This is a genomic window from Neolewinella xylanilytica, from assembly GCF_002934605.1.
Lineage (GTDB): Bacteria > Bacteroidota > Bacteroidia > Chitinophagales > Saprospiraceae > Neolewinella > Neolewinella xylanilytica.
In genome coordinates, this window is record NZ_PTJC01000006.1 from 540,362 (window position 1) to 566,976 (window position 26,615).

The window sequence follows — 26,615 nt, forward strand, 5'->3', positions numbered from 1 at the left end:
GTTCCATACCCGGTAACCCAATCGGATGGTCGAATGGACTCGATTTTCCCCGGCATTCAATCCCTACACCAGCCCCAAATGCAAAATCCGCCCCCCGCTCCGGTTCACCGGCATGGTGCTTTTGCCGATCACGATGCCGTCTTCCGGGGCCAGGTATTGCTCCTTCAGCGTGCCGAAGACGTCCCGCTGGGTGGCGATTAGGTCACCAGCCTTTATCTCCTGCAGCAGGTTCACTTCCAGCGTCAGCAGGCCGCCGGTATGGGTATAGATCCAGTAGCTGCGTTTGCACATCACCGGGGGCGATGCGGGGGGCACGATGTTGTCCTGGGTCATTTTCAGGTAGCTCAGCACGTTGTGTACGCCTTCCGTACCGCTACGGATCATGCTGCGCTGGTATACGCCAGGGTTGCCGACTTCGAGCGTAACCGCCGGGATGTCGAGCGCGTCCGCCGCTCCCCGCAGGGTGCCGTCGCTGGGGGGGTTATGGACGATCAGCTGCGGATTCTGCAGTATCGACAGTTGGCGGGTCACTTCCTGCGACATGTCCGCCCGCACGTAGTAGCTGTTGATCCGGCCGCGGCTGGCCGTGTGGAGGTCGAGCAGGTAATCGAAGTGGCGGATGATCCGGTCCACCAGCCGGTAGGCGTACACCTCGCTGGCCCGCCCGTTTTCCCGGCCCGGCATAACGTGGTTCAGGTCGAATCCGTCGGTGTACACTCGCGTTTGCCGGAGGAAGGCCGGCACGTTGACCACCAGTACGCCGACCACCATTCCCTTGAGATGGTTCACGTCGAGGTCGGCGAAAAGCCGCTGGATGACCCGAATGCCGTTCAATTCGTCACCGTGCACCGCGGCCGTCACGCCCAACGTCGGCCCCTCCTCGTTGCCGCGGGCGCAGATGATGGGGACCCGCACGGGTTCGCCAAGGCCGTCACTGATGATCCGCAACCAGTACTTGCGGATGGAGGCGGCGGGCTGGTCGATAGCTTCCAGGCTGAGGATGGTGGGAACTTCGGGATTAGCGGCGGTCATAACAGTAGTTCAAAAGTTCGTCAATCGCCTGGCGCAGGATCGGGCGACCCGTCTGGACTTCCGCCTGGGGGAAACCACCGATGCTCAGGGTGTTTATTTCGGAAAGAACGCGTTGCCCCCCGTCGTTCACCAGGGTGTCGATGCCCGCGAAGCAAATGCCGCGCGACAGCAGCTCGGGAGCCAGGGCGGTGACCATGTCCTCCTCCTCCGGGCTCACCTCCGCCCCGACGGAGGTGCCGCCGCGGGCCACGTTGCACAGCCATTCTCCCGGGGGCGGAATGCGTAGGGAGGCCGCCAGAATTTTACCGTTTACTACCAGAATGCGTTTGTCGCCCTGGCTGACGTTCTTCAGAAACTTCATCGCGAGGTACGGTCCTTCAAATACGGACAACGATTCTTCCGGATGGTTCATGCGCAGAATGCCCTGGCCGCCGTAAGCCCGTAGCGGTTTGAGGACGATGGGGTGGCGGCGGGCGAAATCCCGGGCTTCCCGCTCGGTTTCCACAATGCGCGTCGGCGGTGTCCAGTCGGGAAATTGCGTGAGGAAGGCTTTGGTGCTGGTGGCCTCGATACCGGACGGGTCGTTGACGATCAGGGTCTGGCTGCCGGATACCAGCGCGCGCAGTTTCGGAAAAAAATCTTCCGGGATCGGGTGGGGTAAGCGCAGCCAGACCACGTCGTAGGCCGTCAGTTCCGGGAGCGTGTCGGCGGTGTTGAAGTGCTTGGCTTCGGGGTCGAAGTGTACCGTTTCGTTCACGGTGAATCCCCGCACCCGCGCCCCGTCGCCCGCAAAAAAGGCTTCGTTGTGCGGGTTGCCGCGGCTGGCCAGGTCCACGCGTGCGCAACGGTGGTCGGCGAAAAGGGTGTTAACCAGGGCGTAGAGGGAATTCTGATCGGAATGGCCGGAGTGATCGGTAAGTACGAGAAAGGTCAGTCGCTTCATGCGGGGATTTCGGAAAGCAGGGTAGGGTCGTCGTTCAGACTGGAGAATAGGCGCAGGCTGAACTTACCCTTGCTGTTAAAAAGTTTTTGCGCCATGCGGTCGATGGCGATGGTGCTCAGTACGGTCTGGATGTAAGCCTCGATGAGGTCGTCGAGCCCGATGCCGAGTTTGTTGAAGTCACGGCGGTCCATGAGCAGCAGGCGGTTGGTGTCGCTGGTCCACTGGTTATTACCCAGCTTTTCCGACAGGTTGGTGCCGAGCATGGCCCAACTCTCTTTGCCGCCCTTTAGTTCGTCCGACAGGGGCTCCTCGGCTCGACGGCTGTAGCAGCAGATCGGGCGGATACCGTCTTCCGTGCTGCTGACCATCAGCCGGATATCGCTTACGAAGGTGCGGCCCTTTTTGTCCGGAATGGTACCGACGTGGAAGAACTTCCCGTCTCCCCCCGTGGAGCTCCAGCCATAGTTGCCGATGAGGCTCTGCACGATGAAGCGTTCGTAATCGATTTCTTCGGCCATGAAGGCGTCGAGTTCCGTCTGGTTCGTGATGGTGTAGACTCCCTGCCCGGCGTTGCTGTAGGGCACCTTCACCACGGCCTGCCCACCGAGCTTCGCCACCCAAAGGGGGATTTCGTTGCGAGTGACGTCCCAGATCGTTTCCGGAGTGTGGATCTTGAGTCCGTACTTCCGGATCTCCCCATTGTATAAATCGTAGGCCTTGGCGGCGACCATCTTATTCCGTCCGCCGGCCAGGCAGGTGACGATGGGGTTCAGGATCCGCGTTTTTGAATTGAGGGGGAGGCGGGTCCACGGCCGCTGCGTCAGGTAGCGGAAGACGGCCCGGAGGCGCACCCATTCGCCTTCGTACCGGGCGTAAAGCCAGCCGTCTTCGGTCTTGAGGTGCCGCTCGGGGGCGTTGTAGTAATCGCAGATGTAGAGGACTTCTTCCTGGAAGGCATCCGCGATGGCGGCGGCGTAGCCACTCGCTTCCATGGGGTTTTTGTCGTAAATCACCGCCAGCCGTCCCTCCCGCTTGGTCTGCCGCTTTTCGACCATGGGCTTGAAGGTGCGCTCCACCAGCACCCGGTAGCCGCCTTCCTCCTGGTGGTCGTCGGTGAGCGGCATGCTCTTCTGCCCGGAGGGGCAGCTGTTGTTCTCGATGATGACCATTCGGCGGCGGCCCTGGGCGGTGGTGGCGTTGATGAGGTCGGCCCCGCCCCAGAGGAAGTATTTGCACTGGTAGGTGAGCACCTCCCGCAGCCCGTCGGGGTCGACCAGGGGGTTGAGGTGGCAGTACCTGCTGACCATCCGCTCGCGGTCCAGGTTCAGGAAGAAACTCACCATCGGGTGGATGGTGGCGTTCAGCGCCTTCGGATACCAGTGGGTCTCGGCCTTAAAGGCGCCGGGAGCGATGCGTTGAATGGGTGGGTTATTCAAATCGTGGTGGATGGATTTATTGCGGCAAACGCAGGAGCAACGCAAAAGTCAACGGGTAGGGTGGTTTGGTGGGTGATTTCGTGCATTCCCCGTTGGTGGATTGGCTCCGCAACAGCCGGTAGGACCGCCGGACCCGCTGCCGGCTGTCGTGTAGGGAGCCCAACCGACAGACCGGTGATAGCGGACGGGCCAGCTCGGGCAAAAGCCAAGGATTTAGGCAATATTGCAGCGGCAAACCGGCCCGTCGCATGAAATGTATCCCCTTACTGCTCCTTACCCTGCTGCCCTGGGCGGTCAGTTCCCAGGATATCGGCCTTCACCCGCCGGAGATCGACTGGCAGCAGCTGCGGGCGGAAAACGTGCGGGTAATCTTTCCGGCCGGTTACGAAACCCGGGCCCGTCGGGTGGCCAGCCTGGTCGATAAGCTGGCGGTCGACCATAACCGCAGCGTGGGCGACCGGCTTTTCGACTTCGACCTCGTACTCCAAACCCCGAATATGACGGTGAACGGCTACGTGGGATTGGCGCCCTTCCGCTCGGAGTTCTACCCCACGCCGCCACAACGCCTCAGCCAGCTCAGTAACACGGACTGGGTCGACCTGCTCTCCATCCACGAATTCCGCCACGTGCAGCAGACCAGCAACGAGCGGCGCGGCCTTACCCGGTTGGCCAGTATTCTGCAGGGCCAGATCGGTTGGATGGCCCTGAGCGGTATCGCCACGCCGAACTGGTTCACGGAGGGCGACGCCGTGGTAGCCGAAACCGCCCTCACCGCCGGCGGTCGCGGTCGTACCCCGGCCTTCAGTAGCGAACTGCGGGCCCTGCTTCGTAACAACATCGTCCACCCCTACGCCAAGGCCCGCAACGGCAGTTTCCGAAGCCTCGTGCCGAGCCACTACGTCTACGGCTACGCCATGACCACTTACGCCCGCGAGCGGTTCGGCAATGACGTCTGGAAACCGGTCCTCCAGGAGGGGGCCGCCTACCGCAGTCTGTTGTATCCTTTCAGCCGGGCCCTGCAACGGCGCACCGACCTGTCTACCCGCGAGCTCTACCTGACCACGATGCTCGACCTGGAGCGGTTGCAGGACAGCGCCCTGGCGACCAGGCGGCCCCTCGTAGCGGGAGAGCCGGTTGCCGGCGGTGATAAGGACATCCGGAATTACCGTTTCCCCTTCGTGGACGATCGCGGTCGCCTATTGGCCCTGCGTACCAGTTACCGGGAACTACCGGCCGTGGTGGAAGTCGGCGCGATCGATCGCATCATCACCCACCCGGGTATCCAGCGCGAACCGTGGTTGGCCCTGTCCGACCGTTTCGCCCTCTGGACGGAGTACGCCCAGAACCCCCGCTACACGAACCAGAACTATTCGGACCTCGTCGTTTACGAGTTGCGTACCGGTCGCCAGCGGAAACTAACGGAAGGGGGCCACTACGTTTCCGCCTCCTTCAGCCCGGATCAACAACGACTGGCGGCCGTCTGGTACGAAGCCCTGGCCGGCGGACCCGAACTGCGCATTCTCGACGCCTCCGACGGGACGGTGCTGCAGCGGATCGAAGTAGCGGAGAACAATGTCGCTTGGCCGGTCTTTTCCGCGGACGGCGAGCGGGTTTACTTCCTCGGACAGGACTACGACGGCGTGGCGATCGCGGCCTGGGATCCGACATCGGATGTGATCGAAACCGTGCTCCCGCGCTCCGTCGCCCCCATTGATATGCTGGACGTGGCCGCCGACGGTCGCTTAGTGTACGTCAGCGGCCGTAGCGGCGTGGATAACGTTTACACTTTGGATCCCGTAACCGGCGTGCGCCGCCAACTCACGAACGTGGCGGTCGGCGCATACTTTCCGCACCTGGCGGGGGATACCCTCTACTATGCCACCCCGACACCGCAGGGCGAACGCTTGCACCGGCTGGTACCGTCGGATCAGGAGGTGAGCGGCACTTCAGGTGACGACATTACCGCCGGAATTTTCGAACGCCCGGCTGCCTTTGCCGCCGAATCCGCTAATTTGCCGGTCGACCTGGTGGTGAACGATTACCCGACCTCGAATTTTTCCAACACCCTCGGCGGCATCAAGCTGCACAGTTGGTCCTTCAACGGGAGCTACGTGACTCCGGGCGTGGCGGTGGAATTCGGCAACGCCCTGAATACGGCCGCGATGACGGTATCCGGCGAATACAACTTCAACGAAGACCGCTACGCCGGGGGCGTGAACCTGACCTACGGCGGGCTATTTCCGGTGATCGCGCTGGAGGGACAGTACCGCGACCGCAATACGACGGTGCAGGCGGACCGGACCGATAGCTTGCAATTCTACGGCCAGGAATTTAACCAACTCACGGTCGGCCCCACCATAAGCCTACCCCTGCAGTGGGTGGAAGGGAACACGACGACCACGGTGGTGCCTTCGGTGGGCTACCAATATTACAGCATTCAGGACCTGGAGGAAGGGACGCTACCGCCCGACTTCGGGAATTTGAGTTTGGGGTTGCGGTTCAGCTCCCTGCGCCGTACGGCATTCCGGCAGGTTCAGCCCCATTTGGGAGCCAGTGCTTCGGTCGTCTACGACCGGGCGCTGGGCGATGTTGCCGCCGGCGAGCGATTGCTTGTCCGCTCTTCCTTTTACTTACCCGGCATCTTTCGGACCCATGGGATCCGGCTGGACGTGGACGCGCAATCGGAGTCGGCGGTGAACCTGTATCAGTATCCGGATGTCTTCCGCTACGCCCGGGGATTCACCGCGCCGCTGAACGACGGGGTGTACCGGCTCGGGGCCAATTACCAGCTTCCCCTGCTGTATCCGGACTTGGGAATTCTGGGAATCACCTACTTCAAGCGGGTCCGACTGAACGTCTTTTACGATTACAGTCAGTTTCGGCTGGACTTCCGTGAGGAGTTAACCTTCGACGAGCAAAGCGTGGGCGGACAATTCTACTTCGATAACGTGTGGCTGAACGCCCAGCTGATCACGGTGGGGGTGGAGGCGGCGTACCGGCTGACCCGGGACGTATTCTCCGCCGACACGAACGATATCCAGTTTCGGGTGCTGCTGAGCGGCAGCTTTTAGACGTTCAGGTAGTTGATCAGGCTATCGAAGCGCTCCCGGAGCGTATCCTGTAGCTGCTTCTCGTTGAAGCTTGCCTTTACCTGGTACTTGAAACGCTCGAAGGTGGCGATGGTGCCCGCGATGCTCTGGCTGTTGAGCTTGAGAGTTACTTCCACCTGGTTGGTATCCACGTCACTGCGAACGAAAGAACTGAGAATGATGGCGTTATCGCTTTCCACGATGCGGGCGATCTCGGCGAGGCTGTAATCCTGGCGGGCCATTTCCAACACCACGATGGACCCTGGGTCGCTGAAGGTGCTGGACGTTGCGAAGAACCGCAACAGGTCTTCCCCGGTGACCATACCGATGTATTCGCCTTCCCGGTTGATGACGGGTACCACGGTAAGATTGTTCTCCACCAATTGGCGCATGACATCGTAGAGGTGATCGTCCGGAAACACGGAGGGCGGGAGCAGGGGGGTGCGGTAGTTGCCGACCGAATCTTCGGGATCGGCATCGAGCACGTCGTTTTCGGAGATGACGGAGACTAGCTTCGCGCCCTCTACTACGGGTAAGTGGCGGATATAAAACTCGTTCATTATGCCAAGGGCTTCCTCGCCGGTATCGGAAGGGCGCAGGGGAACGATGGAGTCGGTAATCAGGAAGTCAGCAGTCATCGGGAGGGAAAGTAGGGAATAAAATCTAGCCGAGTAGTCTTCGTTTTTGCGTGGCGAACTCCACCTCTGTGAGCAGCCCTTTTTCACGCAAGGAGGCTAGTCGTTGGAGTTGATCGAGCAACTCGTCGGTGACGGGTGGCTCGTGGGGTGCATCATCCTGATTTTTTTCGACGAGGGGATCCTCGAAGTTGGGAGCAGGTTGGGGGGAAGCGGAGGCTAAGCGAAAATGATTACGGGCGAATTGTGGATAGGCGTTCTGAATCCGCAGGTAGGCCAGGCTGTCGTGGGTGCGGATCCGGTCGAAATCGTCGAAACCCAGCGCGACGGCCCGATCCAGGTGGTAGAAAGCCCGGTCGGCTTCTTCCTCTACCGAGTAGGCGCAGGCGATATTGAAGTGAGAGGCTACGTCGCGTGGGTTTTTGGTTAGTGCTTTCTGAAACGCCTCGATGGCCCGTTGGTACTCAAAATCCTTGAAATAAAATACGCCGCGTTCCCGATCGCCACGACCCGGGTCCTGTTTCGCCTGGTTTTGCCGACCGGTGGTCGTGGGCGGTTCGGTACGCTGATTGTTGCGCTCCTTGGCCTGACGGACGCGCTCCCGTTCTTTCTCGGCTCGTTCGCGTTGCCGTTGCTGGAACCGTCTTTCCCGGTCGGTCATGGTACCAAATTGTTGCCGTTGGTGGGCGGAATCTCCGACGGTGGAGGTCTGCGCCATTGGCTGGTTATACTTGAGGTCGAATTCCCGGTCGTCCATCGACAGGAAGGATATCGAGTCGATGATACCGAAAATAGCCGCCAGCGAAATGAGCATGACGGTGAAGGGAGTAGGTCCCGCGGAGACGGCCAGCACAAAAAAAAAGAGGTGCGCCATGCCCATGCCTTTCTGTCCGAGGTAAAAGCGCTGAAGGCCGATGATACCCCCGAAAAAAGCCAGGATCGCCGCGATCGTTTTATCCTTCATCTTACCTAGGGGAACGATCAAACGCCGGCTTTCGTTCTGGATTACTCGCCAAAAATCCGGCAGGTAAGGATAGTTAGATCGTCGGGATATGACATTTCCTGCCGAAAGTCTTCCAGCCGTGCCAGCAGGTTCTCGTTGAAGACCTGTGCCGAGCGATAGTACTGCCGGCGGGCGAACTGATGTAGGATCTCCTCCTCGAACATTTCCCCGGCGACGCTTTGCAGATCGGTCAGCCCGTCCGTGTAGGTAACGATAAGCGCCTGCGGGGGGAGGTCCACCACGCCCACTTCGAGCATGGGCAGGGTTTCGATGGATCCGAGTACCGTGGTGCCCTTATCCAGGAGCTGAAAACTGTTTTCGCTGACGAGGACCGCGGGTGGATGACCGGCATTGACGTAGCGGAGCTGGTGGGCTACCCGGTCGTACTCGGCTACGAAAAAGGTGACGAAACGTTCTCCGTTGGTGATGCGGTAGACGCTTTCGTTGATTTCGGCTACGAAGTCGTGCAGGTCGGTCCGCTTGCGAATGAGGGTGTGGAAGTTGGCCTGGAAATTGGCCATGAGCAAGGCGGCGCTGACGCCCTTGCCGGTGAAATCGCCGATACAGAAGACCAGCTTCCCGTCCGTGAACTCCCGGAAATCGAAGTAATCGCCGCCCACCCCGAGTTTGGGGCGGTAGATGGCGCTGAGCTCGTAGAAGTCGTTGGCGGGCAAGTCCTTCGGGATGAGCATATGCTGCACCTTCGCGCCGAGGTCGAGGTCGGCCTCCAGCCGCTCCTGCTCGAGTTGGCGTCGGAAGAGGCGCTTGTTCTCGATGGCTACGGCGATTACGTTGCTGATGGTGGTGATGATCTGTACCCGTTCGTACATATCGTCTTCGTCGCTGAAGCTACCGATGAGGATGAAGGCGATGGGGCGTTCCTTATGGAGTACCGGGACTACGTGCTCGAAGTGGCGGAAGAGCGGATGGTCGGGCTCGTCGATGTTGACCGCTCGCTTCAGGTCCATTAGCTCCTGGCTGTAATCCGTCCCCTCGGGGAGTTCGACGTTGTCCAGCCCCAGCGAGATGGCCAGCCGCCATTCTTCGTCCCGGTCGTTTTCCCGGACGAAGAGGGCCATTTCGTTGACGCCAAGCTCCTGGCGGAGGAATGCCCGGTACATCTGAAAAAGATCCTCGGCCGAGACGTTGTTGTTGATGGCCTGGGTCATCTGCAGCAGACGCCGCACCTGTAGCTGACGCAGGTGGAGCTCGCGCTCCAGGCGGTTGACTCTTGTGATGGGCTGGGACATGGGGTAAATATAGTGCGCACTGCGTTCGGTTAGTAGCCTGCGGCTTTAGTGCGCACTGCGTTCGCTTGGTGGCCTGCGGCTTTAGTGGAGGAGGGTGATGAGGCGATCTACCTGTTGTTGGAGGAGGGGGTCGTCGAAAGCGCGCAGGACCTGGGTGCGTTCGAAATCGGTCATGTGGAGGGAGACCGAGGTGCGGAGGGGGTCGTCTTCGCGGGGTTGGTAGTTGAAGCGAAAGAGCTGAAACTTGCCCGGACCCAGGCTGCGGTAGACCCCCGCGAGCAATTCCTCCTGGTCGAGGATTTGGAGGCCGAGAATGTTACCGGCGACCCCGAGGGGGCTGAACAGTCCGGAGATGACGCCACGGCGGCCGTCGTCTGGGATCAGTTGGTCGCGGAAGGCACTGATCTGGACGAGCACAACGCCGGAGGTGTTCGCCGCTATCCAGTCTTCGAAGACGTGGATGAAGCGGACGGCGGAGGTGATGCCGTAATTGTCGCGGTAGCCGGCGTCCATGAGGCGGATGAGGGGCTCGGTGGGCAGGCTTACCTGGGGGAGGACGTAGGGGTAGGAGGCATTGGCTCGCAGGGCGGAACTCATGCGGAGGCTGTCGGCCTCTTGCCGGGCGAGTAGGCGGCCGAAGTCGACCATGTCGGGCCCGAGGGGTACGTCGCTGCGGCGGGTGACGGGCGGCGCCATCATGTAGCTGACGCCCTGGGGGGAGATCACCATCCGTCGGCCGTCTTCCACGATGCTGGGCGTCACGAAGAGCAAGGGGATTTCGGCCGTGGCTTCCGGATCGCGGTACGCTGCGATGGGGCGGTCCAGCTGAAAACCGGTGGCCGTGTTGTACGCTCTTTCGAAGGCATAGCCGCGGTCGCGGCGGTAGGTTTGGTTGCCGACGCGTACCCGCCGGAAAGGGAGGAAGATGTCGTTGCTGACGATCGAAAAGGCGACGGGGTTCAGGAGGTCGTTGCTGACGTCTTCGAGGCGGCGAAAGTTGTCCTGGCGAAAGGAAGCCTCCCGCAGGTATTGTTCCCGGACGTAGGCCAGGCCGAGCATGCCGCCACTGGCCCCCGTGATGAGGGCGGTAGACTCCAGTAGCCGGCCGCCGCTGCATTCCTGAATACTCTGAGCGAGGTGGGTAGCCCAAAGCGAGGCCGTGAGTCCGCCGCCGCTGGCACAGAGAATGACCAGCTTGGGCTTACCGGTGGGTTGCTTGGCCCGCCAGCGGTCGAGGATGGCGGTGGTACGGTCGATATCGGTCCGCAGGGTATCGGGGTGGTACAGGCCGTAAAGGGTATCGAGGGTGTACGGGGCGTTGGTGTCGTAGTTGAGCCCGTAGGCCTGGTTGCCATGGTCGAAAAAGGGGGTGCTGGTGAGGAAATTGACGCCTACCAACATCAGGATCAACAGCGGCAGCCGCCAGTTGGCAAACCAGTAGCTGACCGCCCCAACGATGGACACGAAGAGGCTGAAGAGAATAAAAAAACTGGCACCGGCCGGAAGCTGGAAGGTAGGCCAGTCGATCATGAGACCCAGGATCACGAGGATCATGATCGAGGCGAACTGCAGGATCAGGGCGTTCACGTGGTTCTGCCGGAAGATGTTGCGCAGGATGGCGGTGTCGTAGTGGGCTACCGAGCGCACCCGTTGCAGGCGGAGCCGGGTATTGAGGTAGAAGCGTACTTGGAAGGGGTTATCGTACTGATTGACGATTTGGGGCCCGAGGGGGGTGCCGCGAACCGGCCGGTAGAATTTTTCGGCCGGGTCGCTCGGTCCCTTATTGGGGGGAGGCTCGCGGTAGCCGGTGTAATAGGCGATGTCGCGGTTGGTGAGGTTGAAGTAGATCGAATACAGGAAAAGGCTCAGGGCCAGGCCGATCGTCAGGCCGGTAATACCCTGCACCTGCGCTCCGGCGCCCTCCCCCAGCGGATGAAAGCGGAGGAGCAACACCCAGTAAGTAAGCAGGAAAGCCAGGGGCAGCAGGGCGTTGTTGATACAAAACTTAAGGAAGGGGCGCGTCAGGCTGGCGAGAAAGTTGAAGTAGCCGCCCAGCAACAGGTAGGTGCTCAGGTTCCAGCTCATGGTGAAGAAGCCGAAAGCCACCCCGACGATGAGAAAGGAGAAATAGCCCGTCTCGCCGAGGTATTCCGGGTCCAGAAAAAGATACTGCAAGCCCAGGCGAGGTCCGAGCAGGCCGGCCATCATGAACAGCAGGAGGAGCCACAGGGTCAGCAGTAGGGTATTCGTACGCAGGTGCAGCAGCAGGAGCTGGATGGGAAAGGAGCGGTAAACGTTGTGCAGGAAGGTGCGCATACCCCGGCAAATTAGGACTATATTTGCCGGCCGCAAACCACATTCCGCTCCCCCTAGCTTGCCCGACCATTCCCCCTCCCGCTTAGCCACCCGCCTTACCCCCCAGGGTGAACGTATCCTCCGCGCCGGCCACCCCTGGCTGTTCGACGGGGCGGTAGAGTCGGTTAAGGGCGACGGCAATCCGGGCGACCTCGCCATTATTTTCGACCGGAAGAAAGATCGCTGCATCGGGGTGGGGCTTTACGATCCGGAATCGCCCATCCGGATCCGGGTGCTCCACGCCGGGGGCGGGATCCGCATCGACGAAGCCTTCTTCGCCGAACGACTGAAGGCGGCCCGCAAGCTTCGGCTGCCATTGCTGAAGCTGAATACCGATGGCTACCGCCTGGTGCACGGCGAGAACGACGGCTTCCCGGGGTTGATCGTGGATGTCTACGCCAACGTGGCCGTCATTAAGCTCTACACGCCGGCGTGGTTCCCGTACCTGGAAATCCTTTACCCGTTGGTGCTGCGCACGGCGAAGGTGGACACGGCCGTGCTCCGTCTGGCCCGGTTGGTATCGCCGCAGGCTGACTACCGCGACGGCGCGTTGCTGGCCGGATCGCTCCCCGAGCCGGAAATTACCTTCCGCGAGCACAATCTGAAGTTTTACGCCAACGTACTCGAAGGCCACAAAACCGGCTTCTTCCTCGACCACCGCCACAACCGGAAGCGGGTGGGGGAGTTGTCCGAAGGCCAGGACGTACTCGACGTATTCAGCTACGCGGGAGGATTTAGCGTTCACGCCCTGGCCGGCGGTGCCTACCGGGTGGTGAGCCTCGACATCAGCGGACCGGCCCTGGAGGTTGCCCGGCGAAATGTGGCGCTCAACTTCGGGGAAGACCCCCGGCACGAAACCGTAGCGGGTGATGCCTTCCAGGAGCTGGAGCAGATCGCCCGACGGAAGGAGGATTTTGGGATCGTGGTGGTTGATCCGCCGAGTTTCGCCAAGCGGGAGAAGGAGGTGCGCGGCGCCCTCGATGCTTACCGGCGCATTCATACGCTGGCGGTGCCGCTGGTGCGCCCGGGCGGGGTGCTGGTGGCGGCGTCCTGTTCGGCGCGGGTAAGTGCCGACGATTTTTTCGCAACGGTGGAGCGGGTGCTGAAGAAGAGTGGCCGGACTTACCGGCTGCTGGAAAAGACCTTCCACGATACCGACCATCCGATCGGTTTTCTGGAGGGAGCGTACCTCAAAACGGGGTATTACCGCCTCGACTGATCCACTATCTTCCGCTCCTTCGTACCTGCCTTACATCCGACTAATCTACTATGCGGCTCCACATTGTCATTCCGGTCGTGAATGAGGCGGACCAACTCCGCCGGCTACTACCTTACCTGCTCGACGAGCTGAATGGCCGGGGCAGCATCACCGTGGCCGACGGGGGGAGTACGGACGATACCGAGGAGGTTGTACGCCGGTCGGGCCGGGTAGGCTATCTGGCCTGTGCCGCAACGGGCCGTGGGCGCCAGATGAACGAAGCGGCGGCCCTGCACGATGACCCCGACGACGTCTATTACTTCGTCCACGCGGATACCCGGCCCCCGCGGGGGTTCTACACCGATATTCGTCGGAGCGTGGCCGACGGGTCGCCGATGGGCTGTTATCGGTTCCGCTTCGATTCGGAAAATCCCCTGCTTGCCGTAAATGCCTTTTTCACCCGCTTTGGGGGGCTGGCCTGCCGGGGCGGGGATCAGTCGCTGTTCGTCGCCCGGAGCGCGTGGGAGCAACTCGGCGGATTCGATGCGGATATGGACATTATGGAGGATTACGACATCATTCAGCGGGCGCGGCGCTTGCAGCTGCCATTCCGGGTGATTCCGCGTGCGATCGTGGTCTCCGATCGGAAATACCACGCCAACGGTTGGCTGCGGGTCCAGTGGGCCAATCTTCGCCTTTTCCGAATGTACCAACGGGGAGCTCCGCAGCGGGAAATGGTCGAGACGTACCGGCGGATGCTAAAGTTGCGCTAGGGTAGGGGAAAGGCCGGCAAATACTGGTTTTTCCGCTACCCGCGCCCCGGCGCAAAATGCCGGTTCAATGTCGCCGATTACCTAGGAAAGCTGGCACAATTTTTGTACTTTTGTTGGTATGACAAAGAATAACGAACCGGCCAATCGCGGCGACTACGGTGCGGATAATATTACCGCACTGGAAGGCCTCGAGGCCGTCCGCAAACGCCCCGGTATGTACATCGGCGGCACGGATACGCGGGGCCTGCACCACCTCGTCTGGGAGGTGGTCGACAACTCGATCGACGAGCACCTCGCCGGCTACTGTAGCCGCATCGATATGATCATTCACCCGGATAACTCCATCACCGTCCAGGACGACGGCCGGGGCATTCCCGTAGAAAACCACGCTAAACTCGGTAAATCGGCCCTGGAGGTCGTCATGACGATCCTCCACGCGGGGGGTAAATTCGATAAGGACACGTACAAGGTATCCGGTGGTCTCCACGGGGTCGGCGTTTCCTGTGTGAACGCGCTGTCCAGTCACCTGCGGGCGACCGTCCACCGAGGCGGCAAGATCTACCAGCAGGACTATAGCGAGGGAAAGCCGCAGAACGAGGTCCACGTTGTCGGAGAAGCCGAAAAGTCGGGTACGACGATCAACTTCACCCCGGACACGACCATCTTCGAATCGGTGGTCTACAAGTACGAGACGCTGGCCAACCGCATGCAGGAGCTGGCGTTCCTGAACAGCGGCCTGTACCTGAGTATCACCGACGAGCGGCAGACCGACGAGGACGGTAAGCACCTGCGCAAGGAATTCTACAGCGAAGGCGGTTTGGCCGAAATGGTCAAATACCTTGACGAAGGCAAACAGGACCTCATCGAGGAAGCCATTTACGTCAAGTCCACGGAAGACAACGTAGAGGTAGAGGTGGCCATGCAGTACAATACCACCTACCAGGAGAACATTTACTCCTTCGTCAACAACATCAAGACCCGCGAGGGCGGTACCCACGTGAACGGTTTCCGCCGGGCCGTCAACCGCCTGTTCACCAAGTACGGCGACGATAACGGCCTATTTAAAAAGCTGAAGTTCAAAGTCAGCGGGGAGGATTTCCGCGAAGGACTTACCGCCGTCGTTTCCGTGAAAGTGCCGGAACCGCAGTTCAAGGGGCAGACGAAGGGCGAACTCGGCAACAGCGAGGTCACGGGCATCGTCAGCCGCGCGGTCGGCGAGAGCGTCGGCCACTGGCTCGAAGAGAATCCCGATGCAGCCAAGCGCATCATCGACAAGGTGATTATCGCCGCCACCGCCCGCCACGCCGCCCGCAAGGCCCGGGAGATGGTACAACGCAAGAACGTACTTACCGGTACCGGCTTGCCCGGCAAACTGGCCGACTGCTCCAACAAGGACCCGGAAGGGTCGGAGATCTACCTCGTCGAGGGCGATTCGGCCGGTGGAACCGCCAAGATGGGGCGCAACCGCGCTTTCCAGGCGATCCTGCCCCTTCGCGGTAAGATCCTGAACGTGGAAAAGGCCATGGAGCACAAGATCTACGAGAATGAGGAGATCAAAAACATGTTCACCGCCCTGGGCGTGAGCATCGTCGAGGGCCAGCACGGCGAACGGGTACTGAACCTGGAAAAGCTGCGCTACCACAAGATCATCATCATGTGTGACGCCGACGTCGACGGTAGCCACATCGTAACGCTGATCCTGACTTTCTTCTTCCGCTACATGCACGCCCTCGTGGCCGGCGGATACGTCTACATCGCCCAGCCGCCGCTGTACCAGGTACGCCGGGGCAAGCAGTTCCGCTACTGCTGGACCGAGGAGGAACGCCGCGAGGCCATTGCCAACTACAGCAAGGGTGAAAACGATGGTGCCGTGAAGGTGCAGCGGTACAAAGGTCTGGGCGAAATGAACGCCACCCAGCTCTGGGAGACGACCATGGACCCCGACACCCGCATGCTGCAGCAGGTCGCCATCGAGGAAAGCTCCGAGGCCGACCGCGTGTTCAGCATGCTGATGGGCGACGAGGTGCCCCCCCGCCGTGCCTTCATCGAAGCTAACGCCAAGTACGCCAAGGTGGATGTGTAGGGGAGGACTGGTTGCTGGTTACTGGTTGTTGGTTAAATCTTCCATAGAGGTGGGACCGAATGTCTCGGCAACCAGTACCCTGAAACTAGCACATAGCACCCAGCAACCAGAGCCTCGCACCCAAAAAAAGCCCCGACTCGGAGAACCGAGTCGGGGCTTTCTGTTTGCGGCCAGAAAACATTACTTCTTCTTGCCGTCGTTAGCGGGGGCGTTACCGGTTTCCACTTCGCGGGTAGCTTCGAAAAGGAACCAGGTACGGCGCTCCGTTTGGTTGATGTAGTCCTCGATCAGGCTGGCACCGCCGATGTCTTCGTTCTCCTCGCAGATATCGTGAGCTTCGCGGAGGTTGTGGGCCATCTTCTTATTCTCCTGCATCAGGTCGAGCAGCATGTCGCGGGGGGCGATCTGCGCTTCGTCATTGTCAACGACGTTGGTCAGCTTGACGATCTGGGCCAGGCTGGTAATGGTCTTCCCACCAAGCTTACGTACGCGTTCGGCAAGGGGGTCTACGGTTTCCAGCAGTTCCTCACTCTGTACGTCGAGCATGCGGTGGTAGTCGCGGAAGTGGCGACCCGACATGTGCCAGTGGTAATTTTTGGTCTTTACCCACAGGGCGATAAGGTCGGCCACCAGGGGATTGATGGCTTCGGTGATTTTCTTTACGCCTTCCGGTTTCAGGTCGGTCGGGGTATCGAGGGCGGCTTTTTTGATGTTATTGCTAGGTGACTTAGTCATAATTTCTTTCGTTTTTGTTACGCTATTTCAACGGGAAGCCGGGGTCGCAAGTTCGCTCATTGACCCACTAACCCACCGGACCTATGTCGCAACGCCATTTTTCTACCGAACGTCTTAAATCGCGGCGCAGCATCGGGCAGCTATTCGGCCCCGACGGCCGGTCGGTGGCGGCTTATCCGCTTCGGGTGCTGTACCGTCGGGAAGCGGGTGGAGAGATGCCCTTCGGCGTCCGGGCGGCCTTCGTCGTTCCGAAGAAGCGCTTCAAATCCGCGGTCCGGCGCAACCTGCTAAAGCGCAGGATGCTGGAGGCCTATCGGCTGAACAAGGCCGTTTTTGCGGGGACGCAGGAGCGGTGTACCACCGAACAGCTGCAGTGCCATCTTCTTTTTATGTACACCGGCAAGGAAGCCATGCCCTACGCCGCCATCGAGCGGAAGATGCGGAAATTGCTCGTTCAGCTGGATGGGATCCTTTCCCAAGGATAGGGTAAACGGGCGTACGGCCGGGTGTGTCCTTGTTCGTTAGCCGCGGGCAGAGGAGGCGGCCTCTACGGCCCGCCATACGCGGAGCACGTTACCGGAAAGCACCTTCTTGATGTCTTCGTCGGAGTAGCCGCGCTTGAGCAGGGCATAAATCAGGTTGGGATAGTCGGCCACGTCTTTGAGGCCGGTGGGTAGACTGTCGCCCACGCCGTCGAAGTCCGATCCGAGGCCGACGTGGTCGATACCGGCGATCTGGACAACGCGGTCGATGTGGTCGGCCACCATTTCGACGTCCGAATAGAGGGTAGGATTTTCGATCTGGAAACTATCGGCCAGGGCATCCGCCTCCTCCGATCCGTTTGCGTACCCCCGTTGGTTGAGTCGGGCCATGAACTCCTCGCGCAGGCTATCCTGCCGGGAGCGCAGCGCACCGTCGAGGAAGGTGGAGCCGAAGTTGATCTGGATGACGCCGCCGTTCTCGCCCAGGCGTTTAATCATCTCGTCGTTCATGTTGCGCTCGAAATCGGGCGTGAAGTGGCGAACCGAGGAGTGGCTGGCGATAACCGGAACCTCGGTAATTTCCATCACGTCCCAGAACGCCGAGTCACTGATGTGGCTGACGTCTACCATGATGCCGACGCGGTTCATTTCGCGAACGACCGCTTCCCCGAAGGGACTGAGGCCGCCGTTGATGGCCGTGGTGTCGTAGCTGGAATCCGAGATCAGGTTGTCCTTGGAGTGGGTCAGCGTGATGTAGCGGATCCCTTTGTCGTAATATTCCTCGACCCGTTCCAGCTTGTCTTCGATGGGGCTTCCGTTCTCCATGCCCAAGGGCAGGCTCATGATCCCGTTGGCAAAATTCTTTTCCACGTCATCGGGGCTGGTGGCGAGGGCGAATTTGTCGGGGTGGGCCTCGACGATGCCCTTGACCATATCGATCAGGCTGTCCGCCAGGGCGGGGGAGCCGCCGACTTCTTCCTGGAGGCGGGCGGGAATGTATATGGACATAAAGGGCGCATCCAGTCCGCCTTCCACGGCGCGGACGTAGTCGAAGTCCCCTTCGTTCGTTTCCACGGGAATACCGAGCATTTCCCGCTCCAGGCGAAAGTTATTGACCTTTAACCGGTAGGGTAGGTCGACGTGACCGTCGATGATGATGGTTTGCCGGGCGAGGCTGTCGGCGTGGGCGCGGAGCTCGACGTCGGATTTTCCTTCGGGAGCGGTAGCACCGCTGTCGCCGCAGGATTGCAGGACGGTAAACAAGAGAGCGGGCAGGAGTAGACGGAGCATTTGGCTTGGTTGTACGTAGTGAGTAGGTAGGGCGATCGACTCCGGCGGGCCGGTAAGACAAACATAACGAGAAACAGGCATTTCTGGTAGACCCCGTGCTATGCACTGGGGATGAGGGGTGCTTTCCGGTCGTGATGGCGGGGGGTCGGGAGGGTGATGTTACCTTCCGTAGTCGTCGGACGACTTCTCGTCGGACGACCACTCGTCGGGCGACTTCTCGTTGGACGACTTCTCGTCGGGCAACCACTCGTCGGGCGACTTCTCGTTGGACGACCACTCGTTGGACGACTTCTCGTCGGGCAACCACTCGTCGGGCGACTTCTCGTTGGACGACCACTCGTCGGGCGACTTCTCGTCGGGGGAAGACCGGTCCGACGACCCCACCCGCACCGGGTGTTACCAATTTCGCTATTTTGTCAGCTCAATCCCCCGCCGATGAAAACCGTTCTTTCAACCTGCTTGCCGCTCCTCTTCGGTGCTTGCTTGCTAGGTCAGTCCCCCGCCCCGCTGATGGGCTTTACGGAAGCGTCGGCCGCCAAACAGCGCGCGCTGGAAAGTCAATTCGATACCAAGGTTAAGCCCGGCAACCTGGACGAATGGATGCAGTACATGACGGCCCAACCCCATCACGTAGGCTCGCCCTACGATAAACAGGTAGTGGACTTCCTGGCGGAAAAATTTCGGTCCTGGGGGTACGAGGTGCAAGTGGAACGCTTTGACGTACTCTTCCCAACTCCCAAAGTGCGCAAGCTCGAATTATTGGAGCCGACTCCCTACACCGCCATGCTACAGGAACCCCCGGTGGAAGGCGACGCGGCTACCGAGCAGACGGAAGCGGCCCTGCCCCCCTACAATGCCTTTTCCATCGATGGGGACGTAACCGCTGAATTGATCTTCGTAAACTACGGCGTCCCCGCCGACTACGAGGAACTGGAGAGAAGGGGCATCGACGTGGCGGGTAAGATCGTGATCGCTAAGTACCAGGGCTCCTGGCGCGGCATCAAACCGAAAGTGGCGGCCGAAAAGGGAGCGATCGGCTGTATCCTGTATTCCGACCCCGAAGATGACGGCTACTACCAGGGGGCGACCTACCCCGACGGTGCCTACAAAAATGAGTATGGCGTGCAGCGGGGGGCGGTGATGGATCTCCCGCGTGCTCCCGGCGACCCACTGACCCCGGGCTACGGGGCTACCAAAGATGCCGAGCGGCTGGATATCTCCGAAGCCGAAGGGCTGACCGAAATTCCGGTTTTACCCATTTCCTACCACGACGCCCTGCCGCTGCTGAAGGCACTCGGCGGACCGGTAGCGCCGGGCAGCTGGCGGGGAGCCCTGCCGATCACCTACCACATCGGCCCCGGGCCGGCGAAGGTCCACCTAGGGCTCGAATTCAACTGGGAGCTCGCGCCCGCCTATGACGTCATCGCCACCCTGGAAGGGGAGCAATACCCGGATGAATGGGTGATCCGTGGCAACCACCACGATGCCTGGGTGCACGGAGCCAACGATCCGATCAGCGGCATGGTGGCGGTAATGGAGGAGGCTCGCGCGGTCGGCGAGCTCGCCAAGGCCGGGATGCGGCCTAAGCGCACCATCAAATACGCCGCATGGGGAGCTGAGGAACCCGGGTTGCTGGGCTCCACGGAATGGGTGGAAACCCACGCCGACGAGCTCCGGGAAAAGGCGGTCGCTTACATCAATACGGACGCCAGCGGCCGGGGTTTCCTCAACGCAGGTGGATCGCATACGCTCGAAAAATTCTTCGGTCAGATCACCAAGGACGTAGAAGATCCCCAAACTGGCGTCAGTGTATTCGAGCGTCGCAAGGCCGCCGAGGCCACCGAAGGTAAAGACATCACGGACTTCCCGCTGTCCGCGCTAGGATCCGGGTCTGACTATTCTCCGTTCTTCCAACATCTCGGTATCGCTGCTTTCAACATGGGTTTTGGCGGAGAGAGTAGTGGTGGAGAATACCACACGATGTACGATTCTTACGATCACTATAAGCGATTCAAGGATCCCGACTTCAGCTACGGCGGCGCCCTGGTCAAGGTAGCCGGTCGGACTACGCTGCGCCTGGCCAACGCCGACGTACTGCCCTTCGAGTTCACGCGCATGGCCGAGACGCTGAAGGCGTACGGAGCGGAAGTCACGAAACTGGCCGACGATATTCGCGAGCGCACGGCGCGGGAAAACCGTTTGATCCGGGAAAACGCCTACGAACTGGCGGCGGACCCGAAGGAAGCCTTCTCCGCGCCTAAGCCGAAGGAGGAGGTTCCCTATCTGAATTTTGCCCCGTTACAGAACGGCCTGACCCGGATCGGCGGGTTGGCAGGGGATTACAGCGCGGACGCCGCCACCCAGCAACCAGACGCGCAACGGGAGCGGCTCAATAACCTATTCATGGACCTGGAACGACAGCTAACCCGGGAGGAGGGGCTCCCCCGCCGCCCGTGGTTCGTTCACCACGTCTACGCCCCCGGTTTTTATACGGGTTACGGCGTGAAAACTTTTCCCGGCGTTCGGGAGGCCATCGAGCAGCGAAACTTCGGGGAAGCCCAGGAGCAGATCGATAAACTGGGTGCGGTGCTGTCAACCTACGCGGATCAAATGAAACGCATCATCGGCATCGTCGCTACTAAATAACCAACTTTACCCCCCAGCGCGCTGTCTTTGTCCTGAACTATCGCCCGCCTATGCGCCCCCTTGTTTTCCTGTTTGTACTATGCTGTTGCTCCTGCGTCCACGCCCAACGGGTTATGCTGTTCGAAAAGCTCACCGATTCGAAAAGCGACCGGGTGTACGAAGGGGAGATGCTGCGCTTCCGGATGGAAGGCGATAATTTCTGGCAGGAAGGGTATATCCGGGAAATGCGCCCCGATATTCAGGCGCTGGTGATCAACGACCGGTTCATCATGCTGGACGATATCGAGGCCGTCCACCGCGGTAGTACCATCGCAACCCGGCTCGGCTATGGCCTGATCACCTTTGGAGCCGGGTGGTCGCTGTTTGCCGCCCTCGGCTACGCGACCGATAAGATCGACTCGACGAACTATAGCGCGGACGATGCCCTGGTAACGCTTGCTTCCGCCGGCACGGGGTTCCTGCTGGTGAAATTACTCGGCCGGCGAAAGTTTCGGACCGGGAAGTACAAGCGCTTGCGCATCGTCGACCTTCATTTCTAGCCGTATAAGGCCCTTGCCAGGGTCTCCGGAAATGTTCCCGGGGTAGAGGCAAAGGGTCTGAGCCCCAGTTCCGTCAGTTGCGCCGCTACGTCATGATCGTAAGCGGGCGCCCCCTGGTCGTTGAGTGCCAGCACGGGAAGGAAGGTCAGACCGCTCTGGACGAGGCGGCGTACGCTCTGCAGCATATTCGGTACCGACCCTCCCTCGAAGAGATCGCTCAGTAGCACCAATACAGTGTCCCGCGGGGCCACGTTGAGTTGTTCGGCGTAGCGTAGGGCACGGCCGATATCGGTTCCGCCCCCGAGTTGCAGGGCGAAGAGCAGTTCGATAGGGTCGGGAAGCTCCGCGGTGAGGTCGACGACGCTGGTGTCGAACGCCACGACGTGGGTGGTCACACTTGGCAGGCTGGCCAGAATGCAGGAAAGGACGCCGGCGTACACTACCGAAGTGGCCATGGAGCCGCTCTGGTCGACGAGCAGGATGACGTGCTTGAGGCTGGTACGGCTACGCTGTTGCCCCCGCAGTTGCACGGGAAGTACCGTGCGGTGCTCGGGTTGGTAATGCTTCAGGTTCACCCGGATGGTCTGGTGCCAGTCAATGTCGCTGTGCCGGGGGCGGCGGTTACGGGCCTGTTGGCGCCGCCTGCCGCTGAGCGCTTGAAGAAGTGGTTGGCGCAGCGTTTTTTCAATTTCCTCCACTACCCGCTTGACCACCTGCCGGGCACTTTCCCGACTGCGCTCGGGAAGTACGTTCTTCAGGCTGAGCAGCGTCCCTACCAGGTGTACGTCTGGCTGGATCGTTTTTAGTAGTTCCGGTTCGAGCAGCATCTCCTGCAGGCCCAGCCGCTCCAGGGCATCCCGTTGCAGCATTTGCACCGTGTCGGTGGGGAAGTACTTCCGGATATCGCCGAGCCAGCGATTAACGTTGGGGCTGGAGGGGCCGAGTCCGCCCCGGCGGTCGTCACTGTTGTATAGGGCCTCCAGTACGGCGTCCATACTTTGGGCGCGGGCGGGAAGCTTGGGGCCGCCACCCTCATCCTGAGCATCCTGGCCCAGAATAAGCCTCCACTTACGCAGATGCTCCTCGTGGTCACTCATCGGCGTCCAGAATGCGGCGGATGAGGCCATCGAAATCGGTCACTTTGTCCTTTCCGTGACCCAGGCGGGCAATTACCAGTTGCCGACTGGGAATGACGAACACCCGCTGGTCCTGAAATCCGCGCATCATGAACGCATCCTCGGGCAGAGAGGGGGTGTCGGGCCCGGGAAGCCAGAGCTGGGCACCGTAGATTTCGTCGCTACCCGCGGCGGGTTGCCGCATGTAGTCGATCCAGCCTGCGGGTAGCAGGCGCTGCCCGTTCCAGACGCCGTCTTGGAGCATGAATTGTCCGAGGCGGGCCCAGTCGCGCGTAGTCGCCCAGCCGTAGCTGCTACCGACGGGCCGGCCGGACTGGTCCGGCTCGATGAGTAGGGTAGGGGCAACGGGGCCGAAAAGGGAATCGAGAAATGTATACAGTGCCGGATTGCCTCCCAGCTCGGTACGGAGGTATTCCATGAGGATATTGGTGGTCCCGCTGGAATAATTCCACACCGTTCCCGGAGTCTCTGCCAGTTGGTGGCGGAGGGCGAAATCGGCGAAATCATATTTTTCGTGGAGCATGACGGTTGCATCCGTAATACTGCCGTAGCCTTCATTCCATTCCAGGCCGGAATTCATATGCAACAGATCCGCCAGGGTGATCTTGGCTCGCTCGTCCTGCCAGATGGCGGGGAAGATGTTGTCAGTGGAACGTGCTAACGCGGCGGGGGCAGAAGTCGTCGGTTTATGGCCTGCCAGGTAGGCGCCGATGGCCATACCGGTGAGGGATTTCGTCATCGACCAGCCTAACTGGCGGGTGTCCCGATCGAATCCGGGAGCATACCTTTCCCCGATCAACTTGCCATTTTTGAGCACGACGATGCCCCTGGCTCCTCCCCCCGGCACCGGCTGCATGCCGAAATCGAGGGCTGCTTCCAGGCCCGCGCTGCCCGTGCCGGATAAAACGGGCTCGCTCCCCGCCACCGGTGGTTCAGCTACGGTACGGGAATCGGGCAGGTCCATATCGTTGTTGGTAATTAGGACGCATCCCTTTCCCGTCACGAAATGCGCCCGGCGTTCGACCAGGCCGTAAAGGGAAGCGTATACCGAGCCGTTGGCCTCCCGCAGCGCAAACTGTCCGAGGATACTGAAATTAAGATCGTGATCGCTGATTTCCCCCAACTCCCGCCCCTGGATAAAATGGCAGCTGCAGGCGTGTTTCGCGGCATAGCCTCCGCCGATATTCAGCAGCGGCTTCACCCACAGAAACGCGCTGAAGAGCAGTACCGCCAGTAAAGTCAGCCCGACGAGCCAGCGGTGAAGGGGAGAGGTGTGCATAAGGCAAAGATACATAGGATGACACCGGGCGGTGTCGTAGCCACTACTCCGTTGAAAGGTCCGGAACACGCGTAGCGCATTCACCTTACTGGAAGCCGGGCATGCGGGAAAATCCGGCTAAAATCCGTGCCCGACCGAAGCGAATCCGTAAAAGCTGAGGGAAGAAATCTCGGAGCATCCGGCCAATGTCACCCGGATCAGTATAGGGAAGCCGACCAGCATAGTGAACGCATTCAACGAGCCGCGGGCGAGCAACCCCCAAAGCAATACCTTTGTCCCATGCAACTCCGCACCTTCGGCATTCGGCACCACGGACCCGGCTCCGCCCGGCGGTTGCGGGCCGTCCTGGAGGATTGGAACCCCGATTTGATACTGGTCGAGATGCCTGCGGATTCCCGTTCGTCGCTACGGCAGCTGTTGCAACCGGGGATGCGCCCCCCCCTGGCCCTCGTACTCTACGACGCCAAGGACATCGAGCGGGCGAGTTTCTTTCCCTTCGCCCGCTTCAGTCCGGAATATCAGGCCATCGACTGGGCCCTTAGGGAGGGGGTGGAGGTGCGACCGATCGACCTGCCGGCAAAGAATTTCCTCGCCGTGCGCGAAGCGGAGCAGTTCATCCTATTTCCTACCGACGAGCCCGATACGCCCTCGGTCGTACCGGGAAAAACCCGTAAAGCACTGGCGAGGCAGTTGCGAAGCGACCCCCTGTCGCTGGTGGCCGAACTGGCCGGTTACCCCGACAGCGAAAGCTGGTGGGACGCTACCCTCGAGCGTGGCGGCGGTAGCAACGCAGACACCTTTTCGGCGATCGAGCGGATTGTCGGCGAATTGCGTACCGCCTTCCCCGAAGCCTCCAACGACGAGAACGAGCAACGGGAAGCCTACATGCGCGGTGAGATTCGCCAGGCCATGAAAGAACCCTTCGAGCGGATCGCCATAGTAGTTGGCGCCTGGCACGCGCCCGCCGTGCAGGACACCCCCAACCGGCGCGCCAGCGCCGACAAGGCCTTGTTGCGTGGGCTGCCCAAAGTGACGGTGAGCCAAGCCTGGGTGCCCTGGTCCTTCCCCCGGCTTTCCCGCGAAGGTGGCTACGGGGCCGGCGTCACCTCCCCGGCCTGGTATGCCACGCTGTTCGATTATCCCGACCAGGCCGTCGACCGCTGGATGGCCGCGGCCGGTCAATTGCTCCGGAAGGAGGGCTTCGAGGCCAGCCCCGCCATGGCCACCGAAGCGGTCGGACTAGCCAATACCCTGGCTACGCTCCGCGATCATGCCTGCCCCGGCATTGGGGAACTGGAGCAAGCCGTGCTGAGTACCCTCGCCGCGGGAAAGCCGGAACGCCTGGACTTGATTCGTAAACGACTCACGGTAGGGGAAACCGTTGGTATCGTTCCCCCGGGGGTAACCACCGTTCCGCTATTGGAAGACCTACGGGCGGAGGTGAAGACGACCCGGCTGAGCAAATTGTGGGAAACCGCCGGCGAGCACTACCTGAAAGCCACCAAATCCGATCCCCGGGGCGGGATCGATCTACGCCAGCCTAACGACCTGCGGAAGAGCCACCTCCTGCACCGGCTGAATCTTCTCGGCATCCGTTGGGGAAAGCTCCAGCCCGGTGGCCCCGATAGCCTGAGCAGCTTCAAGGAGGTATGGTTGATGGAGTGGCAGCCCGAATTCAGCCTGCTCGTTATCGAACGGGGAAGCTATGGCAATACCGTCGCCCTAGCGGCCGCAGCCTATAGCCGGGAGCAGGCCGCCGGTATGACCTCCGTGCGCGCGCTCGCCGATCTCACCCTCCAGTGTTTGCAGGCCGGTCTGGCCGGTGTAGTACCCCGCCTGATGGAGCTCGTACGCCGGCGGGCGGCCGAAACCACGGACGTGCCGGCGCTGCTGGCCAGCCTGCCGTCGCTCGTCCAGACCAGCCGCTACGGAGACAGTCGCAAAACCGACACGACCGCGCTACTGGTGGTCATCGAGGAGATCCTTCCCCGGCTGGCCGCCGGATTGCCCGCCGCCAGTAGTAATATCGACGACCAGGGGGGGATGGACATGGTCCGATTAATCGCCGCTACCCACTACCATCTCGCGCAGTTGGGCAACGATGACTTGGAGGAGTTATGGCTTTCCGGGCTGCACCGTACCGCCGACGCAGGTGCCCACCCCGCCGTGGAGGGCCACTGCATTCGCTTACTCTACGATCGCCAACGGATGGCAGCCTCAACCACGGCCGACCGTTTCTCCCTCGCCCTTTCCCGTGCCCGTGGTGCCGGACCGGTAGCTTCCTGGATTGCCGGCTTTCTACACGGCGGCGGGCAAATGCTGTTACACTATGCCCCGCTCTTTCGGTTGATCGATGAATGGGTCTCCGCTCTAAGCTGGGAAAACTTCGAAGAAATAATCCCGCAACTGCGGCGAACATTCGCGGATTTCTCCAGGTATGATCGCAAGCGCCTGATGCAATTAGTCGAATCGAATGAGAACGACCAATCCGGCGTAGCAAATCATCCCGATCCGGCCCCCGAGGCCCGCGAGTTACTACAGAGCCTGTTGCAGTGGATCGCCTGATTTCAACCCCCGGCTTTCCGACACCGTTGCGCTTTGTGCGACAACCGGTTTCTTCCACGTTTCTTGGCTACATGACGCTATCCCAAAACCTCTGGGTCACGGGAAAAGCTATTTTACACGCGAACTACACAAGAAGCGCGCCTCCA

The 26,615-nt window shown here is 60.8% G+C and carries 20 protein-coding genes; 8 read left to right on the forward strand and 12 right to left on the reverse strand.

All coding sequences use genetic code 11. From position 1 onward, the window contains the following. Nucleotides 1–63: 63 nt before the first annotated feature. Genes CLV84_RS11465 through CLV84_RS11475 form a run of 3 tightly spaced genes read right to left on the reverse strand, consistent with a single transcriptional unit; the run spans nt 64 to nt 3,411 of the window. Nucleotides 64–1,032 (reverse strand): succinylglutamate desuccinylase/aspartoacylase family protein, encoded by a 969-nt coding sequence (locus tag CLV84_RS11465; protein WP_104419932.1) that lies wholly within the window; start codon nt 1,030–1,032, stop codon nt 64–66. Continuing rightward, nucleotides 1,019–1,975: an ATP-grasp domain-containing protein gene (locus CLV84_RS11470; RefSeq protein WP_104419933.1), complete on the reverse strand. Its 957-nt coding sequence runs from the start codon at nt 1,973–1,975 to the stop codon at nt 1,019–1,021. Before CLV84_RS11470 ends, CLV84_RS11465 begins: the two co-directional genes overlap by 14 nt. Then, on the reverse strand, nt 1,972–3,411 hold the full coding sequence (locus tag CLV84_RS11475) for an ATP-grasp domain-containing protein (protein ID WP_104419934.1): 1,440 nt from the start codon (nt 3,409–3,411) through the stop codon (nt 1,972–1,974). The genes CLV84_RS11470 and CLV84_RS11475 overlap by 4 nt, the downstream gene beginning before the upstream one ends. A 248-nt stretch (nt 3,412–3,659) precedes the next feature. Between CLV84_RS11475 and CLV84_RS11480 the strand changes: the two genes are divergently transcribed. Continuing rightward, nucleotides 3,660–6,482 carry a TolB family protein gene (locus CLV84_RS11480; protein WP_104419935.1) on the forward strand — a complete coding sequence of 941 codons (2,823 nt, stop codon included), beginning with the start codon at nt 3,660–3,662 and terminating at the stop codon, nt 6,480–6,482. Here the strand turns inward: CLV84_RS11480 and CLV84_RS11485 are convergent. The 4 genes from CLV84_RS11485 to CLV84_RS11500 form a co-directional block, all read right to left on the reverse strand. Then, complete coding sequence (locus tag CLV84_RS11485) at nt 6,479–7,138, reverse strand: CBS domain-containing protein (RefSeq protein WP_104419936.1); 660 nt, start codon at nt 7,136–7,138, stop codon at nt 6,479–6,481. The genes CLV84_RS11480 and CLV84_RS11485 overlap by 4 nt on opposite strands. Before the next feature lie 25 nt (nt 7,139–7,163). Next, complete coding sequence (locus CLV84_RS11490; protein WP_104419937.1) at nt 7,164–8,120, reverse strand: NINE protein; 957 nt, start codon at nt 8,118–8,120, stop codon at nt 7,164–7,166. Nucleotides 8,121–8,140: 20 nt separating this feature from the next. Continuing rightward, a complete protein-coding gene (locus tag CLV84_RS11495; RefSeq protein WP_104419938.1) occupies nt 8,141–9,388 on the reverse strand; it encodes a PP2C family protein-serine/threonine phosphatase in 1,248 nt (415 codons plus the stop codon). Nucleotides 9,389–9,469: 81 nt separating this feature from the next. Continuing rightward, nucleotides 9,470–11,704: a hypothetical protein gene (locus tag CLV84_RS11500; RefSeq protein ID WP_104419939.1), complete on the reverse strand. Its 2,235-nt coding sequence runs from the start codon at nt 11,702–11,704 to the stop codon at nt 9,470–9,472. Between the two features lie 58 nt (nt 11,705–11,762). On the opposite strand from CLV84_RS11500, the gene CLV84_RS11505 reads away from it, so the two are divergent. The 3 genes from CLV84_RS11505 to gyrB all read left to right on the forward strand — a co-directional run bounded on the left by CLV84_RS11505 (nt 11,763) and on the right by gyrB (nt 15,797). Continuing rightward, nucleotides 11,763–12,962, forward strand: coding sequence for a class I SAM-dependent rRNA methyltransferase (locus CLV84_RS11505; RefSeq protein WP_104419940.1), 1,200 nt, complete (start codon nt 11,763–11,765; stop codon nt 12,960–12,962). A gap of 50 nt (nt 12,963–13,012) precedes the next feature. Beyond that, entirely contained in the window at nt 13,013–13,714 is a 702-nt protein-coding gene (locus CLV84_RS11510; RefSeq protein WP_104419941.1) for a TIGR04283 family arsenosugar biosynthesis glycosyltransferase, read from the forward strand. Nucleotides 13,715–13,832: 118 nt separating this feature from the next. After that, nucleotides 13,833–15,797, forward strand: a complete 1,965-nt coding sequence (gyrB, locus tag CLV84_RS11515; RefSeq protein ID WP_104419942.1) for a DNA topoisomerase (ATP-hydrolyzing) subunit B — start codon at nt 13,833–13,835, stop codon at nt 15,795–15,797. A 180-nt stretch (nt 15,798–15,977) separates the two neighbouring features. Here gyrB and CLV84_RS11520 read toward each other — a convergent pair whose 3' ends face one another. After that, complete coding sequence (locus CLV84_RS11520) at nt 15,978–16,532, reverse strand: Dps family protein (RefSeq protein ID WP_104419943.1); 555 nt, start codon at nt 16,530–16,532, stop codon at nt 15,978–15,980. A gap of 83 nt (nt 16,533–16,615) precedes the next feature. Between CLV84_RS11520 and CLV84_RS11525 the strand changes: the two genes are divergently transcribed. Next, nucleotides 16,616–17,017 carry a ribonuclease P protein component gene (locus CLV84_RS11525; RefSeq protein WP_104419944.1) on the forward strand — a complete coding sequence of 134 codons (402 nt, stop codon included), beginning with the start codon at nt 16,616–16,618 and terminating at the stop codon, nt 17,015–17,017. Between the two features lie 36 nt (nt 17,018–17,053). On the opposite strand, the gene CLV84_RS11530 is transcribed toward CLV84_RS11525, so the two are convergent. Continuing rightward, complete coding sequence (locus CLV84_RS11530) at nt 17,054–18,304, reverse strand: dipeptidase (protein WP_104419945.1); 1,251 nt, start codon at nt 18,302–18,304, stop codon at nt 17,054–17,056. A 159-nt stretch (nt 18,305–18,463) separates the two neighbouring features. Beyond that, nucleotides 18,464–18,688 (reverse strand): hypothetical protein, encoded by a 225-nt coding sequence (locus CLV84_RS11535; RefSeq protein ID WP_146088783.1) that lies wholly within the window; start codon nt 18,686–18,688, stop codon nt 18,464–18,466. Nucleotides 18,689–18,739: 51 nt separating this feature from the next. On the opposite strand from CLV84_RS11535, the gene CLV84_RS11540 reads away from it, so the two are divergent. Continuing rightward, complete coding sequence (locus CLV84_RS11540) at nt 18,740–20,950, forward strand: transferrin receptor-like dimerization domain-containing protein (protein WP_104419947.1); 2,211 nt, start codon at nt 18,740–18,742, stop codon at nt 20,948–20,950. 50 nt (nt 20,951–21,000) lie between these two features. Continuing rightward, complete coding sequence (locus CLV84_RS11545) at nt 21,001–21,489, forward strand: hypothetical protein (protein ID WP_146088784.1); 489 nt, start codon at nt 21,001–21,003, stop codon at nt 21,487–21,489. Here CLV84_RS11545 and CLV84_RS11550 read toward each other — a convergent pair. Next, nucleotides 21,486–22,616 carry a VWA domain-containing protein gene (locus tag CLV84_RS11550; RefSeq protein ID WP_245911484.1) on the reverse strand — a complete coding sequence of 377 codons (1,131 nt, stop codon included), beginning with the start codon at nt 22,614–22,616 and terminating at the stop codon, nt 21,486–21,488. The two genes, CLV84_RS11545 and CLV84_RS11550, sit on opposite strands and share 4 nt — an antisense overlap. After that, nucleotides 22,579–23,904, reverse strand: coding sequence for a serine hydrolase domain-containing protein (locus tag CLV84_RS11555; RefSeq protein WP_170067675.1), 1,326 nt, complete (start codon nt 23,902–23,904; stop codon nt 22,579–22,581). Before CLV84_RS11555 ends, CLV84_RS11550 begins: the two co-directional genes overlap by 38 nt. Nucleotides 23,905–24,183: 279 nt before the next feature. On the opposite strand from CLV84_RS11555, the gene CLV84_RS11560 reads away from it, so the two are divergent. Beyond that, complete coding sequence (locus tag CLV84_RS11560; protein ID WP_104419951.1) at nt 24,184–26,469, forward strand: DUF5682 family protein; 2,286 nt, start codon at nt 24,184–24,186, stop codon at nt 26,467–26,469. Nucleotides 26,470–26,615 lie beyond the last annotated feature (146 nt).

Coding starts and splice junctions, on each gene's coding strand:
- CLV84_RS11560 (WP_104419951.1), top strand. CDS start 24,184: ATGCAACTCCGCACCTTCGGCATTCGGCACCACGGACCCGGCTCCGCC.
- CLV84_RS11465 (WP_104419932.1), bottom strand. CDS start 1,032: ATGACCGCCGCTAATCCCGAAGTTCCCACCATCCTCAGCCTGGAAGCT.
- gyrB (WP_104419942.1), top strand. CDS start 13,833: ATGACAAAGAATAACGAACCGGCCAATCGCGGCGACTACGGTGCGGAT.
- CLV84_RS11525 (WP_104419944.1), top strand. CDS start 16,616: ATGTCGCAACGCCATTTTTCTACCGAACGTCTTAAATCGCGGCGCAGC.
- CLV84_RS11555 (WP_170067675.1), bottom strand. CDS start 23,904: ATGCACACCTCTCCCCTTCACCGCTGGCTCGTCGGGCTGACTTTACTG.
- CLV84_RS11485 (WP_104419936.1), bottom strand. CDS start 7,138: ATGACTGCTGACTTCCTGATTACCGACTCCATCGTTCCCCTGCGCCCT.
- CLV84_RS11500 (WP_104419939.1), bottom strand. CDS start 11,704: ATGCGCACCTTCCTGCACAACGTTTACCGCTCCTTTCCCATCCAGCTC.
- CLV84_RS11550 (WP_245911484.1), bottom strand. CDS start 22,616: ATGGCCTCATCCGCCGCATTCTGGACGCCGATGAGTGACCACGAGGAG.
- CLV84_RS11520 (WP_104419943.1), bottom strand. CDS start 16,532: ATGACTAAGTCACCTAGCAATAACATCAAAAAAGCCGCCCTCGATACC.
- CLV84_RS11545 (WP_146088784.1), top strand. CDS start 21,001: ATGCGCCCCCTTGTTTTCCTGTTTGTACTATGCTGTTGCTCCTGCGTC.
- CLV84_RS11530 (WP_104419945.1), bottom strand. CDS start 18,304: ATGCTCCGTCTACTCCTGCCCGCTCTCTTGTTTACCGTCCTGCAATCC.
- CLV84_RS11470 (WP_104419933.1), bottom strand. CDS start 1,975: ATGAAGCGACTGACCTTTCTCGTACTTACCGATCACTCCGGCCATTCC.
- CLV84_RS11510 (WP_104419941.1), top strand. CDS start 13,013: ATGCGGCTCCACATTGTCATTCCGGTCGTGAATGAGGCGGACCAACTC.
- CLV84_RS11540 (WP_104419947.1), top strand. CDS start 18,740: ATGAAAACCGTTCTTTCAACCTGCTTGCCGCTCCTCTTCGGTGCTTGC.
- CLV84_RS11495 (WP_104419938.1), bottom strand. CDS start 9,388: ATGTCCCAGCCCATCACAAGAGTCAACCGCCTGGAGCGCGAGCTCCAC.
- CLV84_RS11480 (WP_104419935.1), top strand. CDS start 3,660: ATGAAATGTATCCCCTTACTGCTCCTTACCCTGCTGCCCTGGGCGGTC.